General features: G+C 66.7%; 13 protein-coding genes. 9 read left to right on the top strand and 4 right to left on the bottom strand.

Annotated features, from left to right (window positions below):
* Positions 1 to 11 precede the first annotated feature (11 nt).
* Positions 12 to 563 (bottom strand): XRE family transcriptional regulator, encoded by a 552-nt coding sequence (locus AB0J87_RS53115; protein WP_363981120.1) that lies wholly within the window; start codon positions 561 to 563, stop codon positions 12 to 14.
* 105 nt (positions 564 to 668) lie between these two features.
* Here AB0J87_RS53115 and AB0J87_RS53110 point away from each other — a divergent pair, with 105 nt between their 5' ends.
* Both AB0J87_RS53110 and AB0J87_RS53105 read left to right on the top strand, forming a co-directional pair.
* Positions 669 to 863 (top strand): hypothetical protein, encoded by a 195-nt coding sequence (locus AB0J87_RS53110; RefSeq protein WP_363981117.1) that lies wholly within the window; start codon positions 669 to 671, stop codon positions 861 to 863.
* On the top strand, positions 863 to 2,158 hold the full coding sequence (locus AB0J87_RS53105; protein ID WP_363981114.1) for an MFS transporter: 1,296 nt from the start codon (positions 863 to 865) through the stop codon (positions 2,156 to 2,158). The genes AB0J87_RS53110 and AB0J87_RS53105 overlap by 1 nt, the downstream gene beginning before the upstream one ends.
* 79 nt (positions 2,159 to 2,237) lie before the next feature.
* Here AB0J87_RS53105 and AB0J87_RS53100 read toward each other — a convergent pair whose 3' ends face one another.
* Positions 2,238 to 2,927 carry a hypothetical protein gene (locus AB0J87_RS53100; RefSeq protein WP_363981111.1) on the bottom strand — a complete coding sequence of 230 codons (690 nt, stop codon included), beginning with the start codon at positions 2,925 to 2,927 and terminating at the stop codon, positions 2,238 to 2,240.
* Between the two features lie 41 nt (positions 2,928 to 2,968).
* Here AB0J87_RS53100 and AB0J87_RS53095 point away from each other — a divergent pair, with 41 nt between their 5' ends.
* Together AB0J87_RS53095 and AB0J87_RS53090 are read left to right on the top strand one after the other, a co-directional pair.
* The gene (locus AB0J87_RS53095) at positions 2,969 to 3,715 is read left to right on the top strand and encodes a MerR family transcriptional regulator (protein WP_363981108.1); all 747 of its coding nucleotides are present in this window, start codon (positions 2,969 to 2,971) and stop codon (positions 3,713 to 3,715) included.
* Positions 3,716 to 4,118: 403 nt separating this feature from the next.
* Positions 4,119 to 4,478 carry a nuclear transport factor 2 family protein gene (locus AB0J87_RS53090; protein ID WP_363981105.1) on the top strand — a complete coding sequence of 120 codons (360 nt, stop codon included), beginning with the start codon at positions 4,119 to 4,121 and terminating at the stop codon, positions 4,476 to 4,478.
* A gap of 16 nt (positions 4,479 to 4,494) precedes the next feature.
* On the opposite strand, the gene AB0J87_RS53085 is transcribed toward AB0J87_RS53090, so the two are convergent.
* Both AB0J87_RS53085 and AB0J87_RS53080 read right to left on the bottom strand, forming a co-directional pair.
* Entirely contained in the window at positions 4,495 to 4,911 is a 417-nt protein-coding gene (locus tag AB0J87_RS53085; protein WP_363981102.1) for a PIN domain-containing protein, read from the bottom strand.
* On the bottom strand, positions 4,887 to 5,192 hold the full coding sequence (locus tag AB0J87_RS53080; protein ID WP_363981573.1) for a hypothetical protein: 306 nt from the start codon (positions 5,190 to 5,192) through the stop codon (positions 4,887 to 4,889). Before AB0J87_RS53080 ends, AB0J87_RS53085 begins: the two co-directional genes overlap by 25 nt.
* A gap of 179 nt (positions 5,193 to 5,371) precedes the next feature.
* Here AB0J87_RS53080 and AB0J87_RS53075 point away from each other — a divergent pair, with 179 nt between their 5' ends.
* The 5 genes from AB0J87_RS53075 to AB0J87_RS53055 all read left to right on the top strand — a co-directional run bounded on the left by AB0J87_RS53075 (position 5,372) and on the right by AB0J87_RS53055 (position 13,091).
* On the top strand, positions 5,372 to 6,112 hold the full coding sequence (locus AB0J87_RS53075) for a polysaccharide lyase (protein ID WP_363981099.1): 741 nt from the start codon (positions 5,372 to 5,374) through the stop codon (positions 6,110 to 6,112).
* A 328-nt stretch (positions 6,113 to 6,440) separates the two neighbouring features.
* The gene (locus tag AB0J87_RS53070; protein WP_363981096.1) at positions 6,441 to 9,197 is read left to right on the top strand and encodes a glycoside hydrolase family 95-like protein; all 2,757 of its coding nucleotides are present in this window, start codon (positions 6,441 to 6,443) and stop codon (positions 9,195 to 9,197) included.
* 303 nt (positions 9,198 to 9,500) lie between these two features.
* Positions 9,501 to 10,598, top strand: coding sequence for a hypothetical protein (locus tag AB0J87_RS53065; protein ID WP_363981093.1), 1,098 nt, complete (start codon positions 9,501 to 9,503; stop codon positions 10,596 to 10,598).
* Between the two features lie 477 nt (positions 10,599 to 11,075).
* The gene (locus AB0J87_RS53060) at positions 11,076 to 11,639 is read left to right on the top strand and encodes a dihydrofolate reductase family protein (protein WP_363981090.1); all 564 of its coding nucleotides are present in this window, start codon (positions 11,076 to 11,078) and stop codon (positions 11,637 to 11,639) included.
* 825 nt (positions 11,640 to 12,464) lie between these two features.
* On the top strand, positions 12,465 to 13,091 hold the full coding sequence (locus tag AB0J87_RS53055) for a glycosyl hydrolase family 28-related protein (protein WP_363981087.1): 627 nt from the start codon (positions 12,465 to 12,467) through the stop codon (positions 13,089 to 13,091).
* The last annotated feature ends 67 nt before the right edge of the window (positions 13,092 to 13,158 follow it).

Here is a 13,158-nt window from a genome sequence, read left to right as displayed (position 1 = left end):
GCGCTCCCGCGTCAGCGCTGTGTGGTGCGGAGGTGGATGCGTTCGCCCTGCTTCCCGAAGAGGCTGAGCACTTCGACGCTGCCACGCCCGGCAGCGCCGAACCAGTGCGGAATCTGACAGTCGAACTCGGCCGCTTCGCCCGCTCCCATGATGAAGTCGTGGTCAGCCAGTCTCACGCGAAGCCGTCCGCGCAGCACGTAGAGCCATTCGTAGCCTGCGTGGGTCCGCAGGTGGGGCTGTTCGTCGTGCGCCGGAATGGTCATCTTGTACGCGCGTGGTTCGCCCTGATGCCGCGACAACGGGATCAGCACCCGGCCGTCCTTCCCGGTGGGCTGCTGCGGCACGCGCGGATCGAGAATCCGGGGTGCGGCGACGATCTCGTCGAGGGGGATGCCCAGCGCCGCGGTGATCGGAAGGAGCAGCTCAAGGCTCGGTTTGCGCTGAGCTGATTCGAGCCGGGACAACGTGCTGGTCGAGATGCCGGTGGCGCGCGCGAGGTCGGCCAGGCTGACGCCCTTCTTCTCGCGGGCACGTCGCAGCCGAGGGGCGATCTGCTCGATCACCCCGCTGACGCTCGGTTGCTGTTCCACGGGACGCAGTCAATCAACGTGTCCCGGAATCGGCAACGAAGTTTGTCGATTCCGGGACAGGCTCCCGATCCTCTTCGCATGAACGCAACAACGGATTCGACGCTACGGGACGCGATCGTCATCGGCGGCGGCGCCGCCGGGCTGCCGGCCCGGAACGTGGTCAACCCCCGGGCGCAGGTCGTCACCGCCGCGGGCGCGGGCTCCGCCGCCGCCATCGGCATGACCTCCTGGCTGCTGGAACGAGAGCTGTCCGCTGCCGTGGGTGCGATCTGATGGGCGGCATCACCGCGTCCGCGGAGACGTCCCGGAACACTCCCTCCGGCAGGTTGCCCGCCGGCGTGTACCTGCTCGCTTTCAGCCTGTTCGCGATGGGAAGCGCCGAGTTCCTGCTGGCCGGCGTACTGCCTGCCGTGGCCGCCGATCTGGACGTCACACTCTCTTCGGCCGGATTCCTGATCACTGCGTTCGCGCTGGGTGTCGTGATCGGCGGGCCTCCGTTCGCCATGCTGAGTCTGCATTGGCCTCGCCGTACCGCGTTGGTGGCAACCCAGGGCCTCTTCGCCGCCGGCGTCGTCGTCGGGCTGCTGGGCGACTACCAGGTCCTGCTGCTGACGAGGGTGGTTTCGGGGATCGCCTACGCGGGCTTCTTCGCCGTCGCGTCGGTGACCGCGATCAGCCTGGTGACACCGGGCCGGAACGCCCGCGCCTCCGGAGTCGTGGTCAGCGGGCTCAGCGCGGCAATGGTCGTCGGCGGTCCCGCAGGCACGCTGCTCAGCCACTTCGTCCAATGGCGCGGCGGCTTCTGGGCCGTCGTCGCCCTGACGGCCGCCGGGATCATCGGCTGCCTCCTCGGACTCCCCGCCACCGCCCCGGACACCCGCCGGCCCAGCGTCTCGCGAGAGCTCGCCACGATGCGGAAACCGATGCTCTGGAGCATGTACGCGATCACGATCCTGACCACCGCGGCGTACATGATCACGTTCAACTATCTGAGCGCCATGCTCGCCGAGATCACCGCCGTCCCCGAGGTCTGGATCCCGGCGATCCTCGCGCTCTTCGGGGTCGGCGCCTTCGTCGGCCTGTCCATCGGCGGCCGCGTCTCCGACCGGCGCCCCCACCTCGCGCTCCTCACCGGCACAGCCGCGATCGTGATCCTTTCGGTCGTGATGGCTGTCGTGGTCCAGCAGGTCTGGGCGGTGGTGCCCACGGTCTTCCTGATCGGCGTCGCCGCGTTCGTGCTGAACCCCGCCGTCTACGGACGCGTCTTCGCCATCGCAGCCGGTGCGCCGACCCTCGCCGGTGCCACCACCGTGTCGGCATTCCAGCTCGGCATCAGCATCACCCCCGTGTTCGCGGCCGCCTCACTCACACGAGGGGCCGCTCTCACATCGGTCTGCCTGATCGGGGCCGGCCTCGCCGCGACCGCCGTACCGTTCATCCTCCTGGACCGGACGCGGCAGGCCCGCTCGACGCAACGCGCGGTGGCGGACCCAAGGTCAGCCGCCATCCGTTCGGCTCACGGCGAGGTGGCGACGACCCGGGCGGATCCTGATGGGGACCACCGGTGACCCTGCGTCTCATCGCTTCCGTGAGGCGCACGGCCTGACGGGCCTTCGATCGGTGCTCAGCCCACAAGTCGATGGCCTCTTAGAGATCAGGATCAGCAACGACGGCATGCTGCCTGCGCAGATACCGCCGGCCCAGGACCCCGTACCAGATCATGACGGGCAGGTGGAGCGCATACCCGAGCTGTTCCAGCGCCCCCGTAGGGCCGGCGATCCCGGTCGTCCACGGAAGCACGACCGCGGCCAGGCCGCTGAGTGCGGCGATCAGGCCGGTGACACGAAGCCCGGCGGGCATCGGGAGGCCCACTGCGCCGGCGACGGTGGCGGCGACCCACAGCAGCCCGGCCAGATTGACCGCCCATTTGGCGGTGTGCAGGACGGCCAAGGCCACTGTGGCGGCCGCCGGGGCGGTCGGGCGGGCGGCCAGCTGGGTCAGTGCCAGGTTTCCGGCGTCATGAAGCAGGCCCGCCAGCCCGGCGCCGGTCAGCAGGCCACCGGCGAGCGTCACCAGATACGGTCTTGACGTCTCGGCCGGGCGAGCGGCCATCACCAGTCCGGCCGCGGCCAGTGCCAGCCAGCCCAGCACGTCGAAGGCCAGCTCGGTCAGGTGCAGCCCGACCTGCTCGCGTACCGCGTCCAGCGCGGCACCGGGGTCGGACGGATTCAGGGTCAACCCCGATGGCACCACGATGGCCGTACCGGCGATCATGGCTGTCAGCGAGGTCAACAGCAGCACACCGGTGAGCCGGCGCCGAGGGTTCGGATCGGTCATGGACCGTGACGGTAGAACCCTGACGCTGGGACAAAGTCAACATGCCAGGAGAGGGGGACGCCATGTGGCGGATCGGGCGACTGGCGCGCATGGCCGGCGTATCCGAACGGACCCTGCGCCACTACGACAAGATCGGGCTGCTGGTTCCCGCCGCGGTCGACCGCACCACCGGCTACCGCTGGTACGGCGTGACTGAGTTGTCCCGGCTCGAACGCATCCGCGGGCTGCAGCGTCTCGGCCTGCCGCTGCGCCAGATCGCCGATCTGCTGGACGCTCCCGAGGCACAGGTGCGGCAGGCGCTCACCGAGATCCTGGCGAACATCAGGCGTGACATCGCCACGCTGGCCGCGACCGCGGCTCACGCCGAGGACCACCTCGCCGTGCCGATGTCGATCCTGCCTCAGCAGACCGCGGTGGACTCGCGCCGACTCCGCGTCCGCCGCATGCGCCTCGACCATCCCGCCGAACTGGCCGCCGTCTGCCCGGCACCACCGGCGGCCCTGCTGACCTGGCTTCGCGGGCGGCCGACGGGCGGGTTCGCCGTCGCGGTGACCACCGACGGCGCCGGCGAGCAGCTCTTCCTGCCTGCCCGCACCGTCGTACGAGCCGTCGTTCCGCCCTCGGCAGGGGTGGTCCGCGCCGGGCAGGACCTCTTCGGCTGGCTGCACCGCCACCGCCTGGAGGTCACCGGTCCCACCGTGGAGGAGCACCTCATCGACGGCGACGGCGCTCACGCCATCGTTCTTGAGGTGACCGTGAACTCACGGCGGTGCATCCGCGCCGCTTGACCGTTCCTCGCTGTCGCCGGATGACCGGTCAGGCGGTGACGTGCTCGCCTCAGCACCACTCCGTACATCCGGTCCGCCGGGCACAGGCCCCACTGCTTGGAGTCCTCCGAGCGGCGATGGTCTCCCCGCAGCACCAGCATGCCCGGCGGCACGCGGCGCCAGCACGATCCCGAGCACCAGTGCCGCCGCGCCGGAGGCGTGGTCGCCGCTCTCACGGATCCGGCCGTCCTGCACGACGACGATCCGGTCGGCCCGGCGGACGGGGCCGAGCCGGTGGGAGACCAGGACGCCGGTGGAGCCCGCGCGCAGCTCCCGCAGCCGGTGGCTGCGGCTGTACCTGTCAGAGGACGTCAGGTACGGCTGACAGCATGGGCCGCACATCTCGCGAAAAGGAGTTGGCTGGATGAGCGGCACCGAGAAGACCCTGGTAGAACTCGAGCAGCGGATGCTGGACGCGGACGCTGCCTATGACGAGACATTTTTCCAGGAGCACTGCGCCGACGACTTCGTAGCCATGGGACATTACGGAATCGTGTCCAGGCAGCAGGTTCTCGACATGTACGTCAAGGGAAGCGGCAATCCGGAACGGTGCAACCGAGCACACGATGTCGTGGTCAAGCCGCTCGGCGACGCAGGAGCCGTGGTGGCCTACAAACTGACGAGCACCATCGGCGATGAGACGTCCACATGGCATGCGTCGACGGTCTACCGCCGTACCTCCGAGGGCTGGCGCGTCGTCCTCCTCCACCAGACACCCATGTAGGGTGCGGCACCCAGTCTTAGACGGGGACCACCTGCACTGCTTTCCCGCACAGTTCGCTCATGTGGTCCGCGTCAGGCGTCAGAACGATGGCAGGACGCACCGAGCGCAGTGCGGTGGCCGCGACCACAGCGTCTATGGCGTACTTGTGACCGTGCAGGCGGGCATCCCGGAGAAGCTCGATCGCTCGCGACGAGATGTCCTCGGTCACCGGCTCGATCTTCAGGCGGGACAGATACCACCTGAGACGATCGCTTTTGACACGGACGTCTTGCGCCTCAATCGGTGTCATGGCGCTGACCACGACCCGAAAGTCGTTATCCTGCGCCTCCCGTACGAACGCTGTCACCCGCTGATCGGCCTCGCACCACTTCACGAGCCCTTCGCAGTCGAGAACGACGGTGCCCGCGCTCAACCTGCTTCGTGCGCGCGCCATCCGTACTCCTCCTGGAGTTCAGGCGCCGACTTGACGCGGCGGAACAACTCCGCCGCCTCATCACGCAATGCCTGGGGGATCGGCCCAGAAGCGGCCTCGTTCGCCTGCAGGGCCTCCTCCAGGAGATCCCGCTCGATCTGGCGCTCCACAGCGGCATCGACGTAGGCGGAAAACCCGCGGGCCCCGACTCGCTCTCGGACGGCGCGAATGTTGCCCGCTCTCAGAGACACACTGACCTTGGCGGCCGGCCCGTCGCCCGGGGCGAAATCTCGCTCTGGCATGCTCACAAGCTCAGTTTACTACTCGAAGTAGCAAAATGCCCGTCCTTGAGCTGCCGCTTGCGACGTCCTGCCGAAGGAGCTCGCCGTGCCACAGGCAAGGCAAATATTTTAAGTACCTTTACTAATAAATTCACGCGTGTGATACTCGCCTCTCAGCACCCCTCACAGAAGAGGATCACATGCGCCGACGAATGATCACCGTCATCATCGTTGCCTTGTGCGCGGTCCCCGCCGTGGCTCCGGCAGGCTCGGCGACCGCCGCCGAAGTGTTCTTCCAGGACACCGGAACGCTGACCGGCTGGAGCAACTACCCACAAGAGCCCCAGAAGCAAGGCGTGATCCGTACGGTCAGCAGCCCCGTGTACAAGGGGACCACCGCCATCGAGGCACAGCAGACGTACCTCGACGAAGGCGGCGGGTACCACTCCGAGACCGTCCAGAACCGGACCCAGGCCGTGGGCCAGGACCGCTACTACGGACAGGCCATCTACCTGCCGCCGAACTGGCAGTTCCACAACCAGAACGTCACCTTCCAGCAGTGGTCGCCAGAGGACCCGGAAGGGCCCTGGGAGCTGATGTTCGTCCAGAACGACGAACTCCGGATCGGCGGCTCGGGCGGTTTCGCGGCCACACTCGACAAGATCACAAACCTTCGTGGCACGTGGATCCGGATCGTCACCCGCCTGAAGTTCCACAGCACCGCGGGAGCCTTCGAGGTCTGGGTCAACGGGCGGAAGGTGTGGAGCAGGACCGGCGTCACAGTGCTGCCCAAGACATCGCAGACGATCCGCTGGTCGTCAGGCATCTACTGCACGGCTTGGCGGAACGGGACGCCCGCCGGCCCGCGCGTACTGTCGATCTACCACGACCACGCCAGGATCGCCTCCTCCTACTCCTTGGCAGAGCCCGCCAACTGGTGACGCATCGACGCCATCCCCGGCCCGGGGGCCAGGAGCCGAGCGCGACCGGCCCCCGGGAGTCGGCGATGTCGCGGCCTCCCTCTGGCACGGTGACGATCGCGGCCCGTCGGCGCCGAATCAGACCTCCGATCAATAAGCCTCACCATGCGTCGCATATTTCAGGACATATCCCGAGCTCGTATGCAAAACATGCGCTGCTAGCAGGGCATACCTGGTGGATATTGATGGATTTTGTAGGTTTCTTATCTATTAATCTCCTCTTGACGATAAGAAACACCCAATGTTAACTGCGCGTGACATGCCACTTCCTAACCCCCCAAAGGTGAGCATGGTGAAGAGGTTGTTACGCTCCCTCCCCCTGGTGGCGCTCCTCGGCGCGTTGCTGTCCGGGACGCCCGCGCTGGCCTCGCCGACCGACGCCGCGTTCGACCAGTCCACGGGAACGCTGGACGTCGACTACGCGGGCTACCTGTCCAAGCACGACATCGTCTACAACAGGCCCAACACCAACCCGCTGTACGGCATGACCGTGGGCAACGGCCGTACCGGAGCGATGGTCTGGAGTCAGAACGGACTGACCATGCAGACCTCGGGCGTGGACCTGTCCCAGCAGTCCGCGTTCGCGGCGGGGCTGGTCAACCTGGCCACCAGCCCGGGCATGGACACCGGATACACCACCTTCCAGCAACGGCTGTCCCTGTACGACGGCACCCTCACCACCAAGTACGACTCGAACCGCACCGTCACCGTCATGGGGTCGCCGAACTCCGAGGTGATGGGCATCCACGTGGACGACAGCCGCACCGGTGTCTCCAACGTGGCCCTGAACCTGAGCATGTGGGACACGGCGAACCTCCCGAACAGCGGCGACGTGCCCGACCTGAACACCTGGAAGACCGTCTCCACCTTCGCCGACGCGAACGCGGCCGGCCTGAGCCGGGGGCAGACCGACGCCAACGGGTTCGGCTACACGCTGGCCGCCACAGTCGAGGGCGCGAGCTACTCCACCCAGGTCGTCGACTCCCGCACGGTACGGCTCACCATCACGCCCACCTCCAGCTACACGATCTGGTTCACCGCGGCCGGCCGGCTCAACGCCCCCAACCGCGACTCGGTGGCGCAGGCCCGCAACCAGCTCGCCGCCGTGAAGTCCACCGGGTACGCGACCACGATCGCCAACTACCGCAACTGGTGGCACTCCTTCTGGGCCAAGTCGTTCGTCCAGTATTCCGGCCTGTCCGGCGACGCGGACTTCATGGAGAACGTCTATTACCTGTCCACGTACATGATCGCCGCGGGCGGCTACGGCAACTACCCGTCCCACTTCATCAACGGCGTCTTCAGGGCGACCCAGGACAACACGAAGTGGAGCAACGCGTACTGGTACTGGAACCAACGCGACGTCTACCTGTCCTTCCTCGCCTCCAACCATCCCGACCTCATCGACAGGCACAACAACCTGTACGCCAGGAACTACAACGCCCTGAAGTCGTACACCCAGACGCGGTACAACGTGGACGGCCTGTGGGTGCCGGAGACCATGGGCTGGGACGGCAACGCGCGCGGCACGATCAACAGCGACTACACCAAGAACATCCTGTCGACCGGCTACGAGGCCGCCTACAGCATGTACCTGCGGTACCGGTACACCAACGACGCGAACTACCTGCGCGACGTGGCCTACCCGTTCATGCGCGAGACGGCGAAGTTCTACTCGGCCATGCTCTCCCACGACACGGCCACGAACACGTACTACATGGCCAACTCCAACTCGCACGAGACGTACTGGAACGTCCGCAACGCGATCACCGATTTGGCCGCCGTGCGCAGCATCTTCCCCCTGACGATCCAGGTCAGCGAGCAGCTCGGGGTGGACGCGGGGCTGCGGTCCACGTGGCAGAACGTGCTCGACCACCTGGTGCCCTACGTGGTCTCGAACGGCGCCTACCAACCGCACCAGCCGCCGATCTCGCAGACCAGGAACAACGAGAACGTCTCCGCCGAGCTGATCTGGCCGTACGACATGACGGGGATCGGCTTCCCCGACCACCAGACCGCGGTCAACACCTGGAACCAGCGGCCCTTCCCCTACGGCAACGTGTGGTCCAACGACGCCGTGCAGGCCGCCCGGCTGGGCCTCGGCGACCAGGCGTACAACGGCATGAAGACCATGCTGCAGAAGTACCAGAACTACCCGAACGGCATGACGAACAACACCAACGGCGTCTTCGAGTACCTCGGCGTGCACCTCACGGCCCTCAACGAGTCGCTCATGCAGAGCTACAACGGCAAGATCCGGGTGTTCCCCGCCGTTCCGGCCGACTCCTCGTTCGCCGGCAAGTTCACCCTGCTGGCCAAGGACGGCTTCCTGATCAGCTCCGAGCGGGAGGCCGGCGAGATCAAGTACGTCGGCATGAAGAGCGTGCACGGCAAGCAGGCGACCGTGGTCAACCCGTGGGGCACCCAGCAGGTCCGCGTCCGCCGTACCTCCGACAACGCGACCATCACGACGAGCTCGAGCGCGGAGATCGGCTTCGCCACCGCAGCCGGGTCCGTCTACGTGGTGGAGCGCACTGCCAAGCCGCTCAGCTCGTACGCCACCACCCGGCTCACCGGCGCCGCCAACCAGGGCGTGAAGTCCCTGAGCGGCACCGCCTCCACCCTGGGCCTCCCGACCGGGTCAGCGCCGTCCGGCACGATCAGCCTGCGCTCGCGCGCCAACAACATGTACGTGACCGCGGAGAACGCCGGAGCCCAGCCCTTGATCGCCAACCGCACGACCGTCGGCGGCTGGGAACAGTTCGACCGCACCGACCTCGGCAACGGCAACGTCGCCCTCAAGGCCAGGGCGAACGGCAAATACGTCACCGCCGAAAGCGCCGGGGCGCAACCGCTCATCGCCAACCGGGACGCCATCGGCCCCTGGGAGACCTTCCAGCAGATCAACAATCCCGACGGCACGATCAGCCTCAAAGCCCAGGCCAACGGCAAATACGTGTGCGCCGACAACGCCGGATCCTCAGCGCTCATCGCCAACCGCGACGCCATCGGCCCCTGGGAATCCTTCGACCTGATCACCAACTGATGATCACGCTGAACCACAGGTCGTAGACCGCATGGCACTCGCTCGGCGCGCGGGCGGGGCCAGGCGATCGAGGCCCAGGATCCAGCCATCTCCGCAGGCCCACGCCTCACCGGACGTCGCCCGCTCCCGGCACGGGTGGCGGCTCACAACCTGGAGCGATCCACGGTGAAGAGCCGGGGAATCGGGGGTTACACGATCTTGACGGCCAGGTCACGGGCATGCATAACATGTATGTAGGCGGCGAGAACGGCGGTGTTTCCTCCGGCCGTCGTGGTCCGCCCGTCGCGCCGGAAGGACACGTACATGCAGGAACCACTCAGCTCCGAACCCTGGAGGCAGTGGCACAGCGGACTTGAGCTGGACCGGTCATGGCCGTCGCCTGCGAGCGGGATAGAGGTCAACAGAGCGGAGCTCAAGAAGCGCTCGGCGCGAATCGTCACGGACGACCTCAGCTCGACGCCACCCATCAGCGACGAAATGTATTCGCCGCTGTCCGGGGAGTCCACGCCGAGCGCGGCCTTCGGGCACTACGTCTCGGAGGTCGTCTGGGGTGCCTACAGCGGCCATTCCGTCGCGAAAATCGATCTGGACGGCGCATGGGCCTCCGCAGACAGGATGCAGGAGGCGCTCGATCGGAAGTTCGAAAGCCTCCGAGATCAGTTGGAGACGTTCTTCCGGTCTTACGCCGGCTTCGGCCAGCTCGTATACGCCGCCGCCCTGAACTACGACGCGGCTGAGGGAATGTTCAACCGCCAAATGGGCAAGCTGCGGAACATCGTCAACGGGCAGCAGGATCCGGGCCGTTCCCGGTCCCCCTCTGATATCGAGCGGTGGCGCGAGGAGGACGTCTCGACCAACAACGCGGCCGGCGTCAGGAAATTCTTCGAGCGGAGTCGTCCGCGGATTCTCCTGGACCTCGGCGTGGTGTGTCAGAACTCCGCCGATTGGATGGCCGATTTGGCGGCCACCATCGAGGGGCACTCGGAGGCGCTGGCCAAGGTATGGGGCAGCCAGGCGGCGGAGCTGTGCCAGCAGGCTCTCAGGAAGCTGCACGGCACCGCGAAGACGCTCGCCTACGACGCGGGCCGGACGGGCGACGTGCTCCTGTCGTTCGGCGAACTCTACTGGCGGTACAAGGAGAACTGCGCCAGTGCCGTCGGCGACTTCGAGGTTGACGACCTGTGGGAGTGGGCCGGCGGCGAGGACAACGAGGACGACGAGCGCGCCCGCCAGTACCTGCGCGAGTTCAACCAGCAGATGGGCTTCTGGTACAACATGATCCCCGCGAACGCCGAGATGCTGCTGCCCCAGATCGAGTACGTCGAAGCCCTTGACCCCAAGGAGTCGGGGATCGAGATCCTCAAGAGGCAGCTGCGGGAGCCCTATCCGTACGTCGGGTAGTGAGGATTCACAGTCGCTCCATGCAGAGCTGAGGCGCGTTCACGCCCGGCTCATGTCGTACGCGGCGGCCAAGTCACAGGCAAGCTCCACACACCCATGAAGGACACCACCCCCGGCCCACCGCCCGGACGAGCCTGAGATCAAGCCTCGTCACCTCACCCAGCAGGGGTACCCGTACCAGCGGTCTTTCCGCTCATCGTCGGTGTCCGGCAGCGCGCTCTACTCGACGAGCGACGCGAGGATCTCACAGAGGACGCTCCTAACCGGTGCGGACGCGCGCACTGCTCCAAGCCACCCCGGTACCTGACCGCGCAACCAGCCAGTAGAGCGGGCACCGATGATTTCCCGGCGCCAGCGTCGTCTAAAGCATCAGCGACAGGCCACAGACGCCGCGGCCACGCGAGCGCTGCGACCCGGGACACGCACGTCCCCCTAACAAGCACGGTCCCCACGACCCGAGACCACGGAGTTCTGATCATGCGGAAGCTGATAGCGACAGTGTTCAACTACTCCCTCGACGGCCTTCTCGCCGACGAGGACACCGAGTTTTGGAAGTTCTGCTTCGGCCTGCCCGAAAACCGTGAGCCCGACGCCCCTGCGCACCTCGACTTTCTCCGGAGCGCCTACGCGCACATCATGGGCCGCACCGCCTACGAGGGCATGGCCAGGGGCATGACAACGTCCACCGACCACCCGTTCGCCGACATCCTGAACGCCGGGCGCAAGGTCGTCTTCTCCCGGACCCTGAAGACGGCCGACTGGGCCAACACCACCATCGCCGCTGGTGACACGGCAGAAGAGATCGACAAGCTCAGGCTGGGCGGCGACGGCCACATCATAGTCTGGGGCGGCGTCAGCCTCTGGCGGTCGCTCATGCGGCTCGACCTGATCGACGAACTCCGGCTGAGCATGTTCCCCTACGTCGCAGGCGAGGGCACCCGGCTGTTCGACGGCGTCCCCAAGTCCTACCCACTCGACCTGATCTCCAGCACCGCCTCCAGCAACGGGATCGTATATCTGCAGTACCGCCGACACCGCTGACCCAGCGACCGGACATGCGCAACGAGCGGCAGTCACGCGAGCGCCGCTACCCGCCCGAGGGGTCCACGACCCAACTCAAACCAACCAGCGACACCGGCGGCATCGCCGCGACCTCGAAGCCCATTACTCCTCGGGACCTTGCCCGAACCCTGGATCGTCGATCGCCCGGGTCGGCACGCGGTGCCCGACCCGCTCTCCCGCCGCCGTCCGGGACCGGCCTCCAGGCCGCACGCCCGGACGGCGGGCGGGCGGCCGGAGGGCCGGGAGTGCGGCGGCGTGCCGCGCCGCCGCCCAACGCGCGAGTCGATGTCGAGGTCCCTCACCAAGCCCCTGTATACAGACGGGGCCGCGTCGGCGGCACGCCCGCTCGGAGTGCGGGGCGGAGCCCTCGCGCCCAAACGCCAAACCACCCATTCCCGCAACGGCATCCCGGCAGGTGGCGTGGAGCCGCCACCGCCTTCGGCGTTCGAGATCAGTGATGAATCCGTAGGTTCCGGGTTCGAGCCCCGAGCTCCCTACCACCCCCCACACCCCATCCGGCCAAGCGACAGCCGCTCGCATCCGGCAGAACAGCCCGGCGTCCTCCCGCTGGGCCTCCGCGGGCAGGTCAGGACCCTGCAACGATCAGTAGCTCACGATAATCGTCAGTTGTGAGAAGGGCCCAAAATGTGCCGATTCGTCCTGATTTTTGTTCGCGAATCGGTCTAGAACTGATTTAATCCCCAAGTTGATCTCTAGGAGGGCTGTGGCGTGACGGAGCCGAAGAGTCCGAGCATGGGGCGTAGAGCGTTGTGGGGCACCGCCGCAGGGCTGGCGGGTGCCGCCATGATCGCGAAGACCCCGTCTGCGGCGGCGGAGACGGCCCCGCTGGACTGGTTCAATGTCAAGAACTACGGGGCGCTCGGCAACGGGGCCGATGACGACACCCCGAAGATCCAGGCCGCGATCGATGCGGCGGTGGCCGCTGGAGGCGGAACCGTGTACTTCCCCGCGGGGGCGTACGCGGTCACCCCGACGGCCGGCGGCCCGGCCTTGTCCATCGGCGGCAACGGAATCCGACTGGTCGGCGCGAGCAGCAAGGCCTCCACGCTGGTTAAGAAGGCGAACGGCATCCTGTTGCGTATGTCCGGAGCCCCAACCGACACGAGCGGGTCGAAACATCGGCGCTACTGTTCGATCGAAAACCTCGGGTTCAACGGCAATGGCAAGACCGGGTTGCTGCTCGAGCTTTACTACAATGACAACTCCTACTTTCGTGATGTTTTCATGTCGAGCAACAACGACCTGTGCATCGACGCCGTCGAGTTCTGGGACTCCAGGTTCTACAATCTGGTGATCGAGGAGAGCACCGGCACAGCGAACAGCACTACTCAGCCCAACGTGTGGCTTCGAAACTCCTCGGCCATGACCGGCTGGGGATACAGTGAAGTGATCTCAGCGAATTGCTGGTAGGTAGTTGTGCTCGAAGTGGGTGAGGACAAGGGCGGCGCGGGCGATGTCGCCGATTGCGCTGGGGCTG

The sequence above is a fragment of the Nonomuraea sp. NPDC049625 genome (assembly GCF_040675285.1).
In the GTDB taxonomy this organism is placed as follows: Bacteria; Actinomycetota; Actinomycetes; order Streptosporangiales; family Streptosporangiaceae; genus Nonomuraea; species Nonomuraea angiospora_A.
Note: the sequence above shows the minus strand (reverse complement) of the source record. Positions and strands in the feature narration are given on the sequence as shown.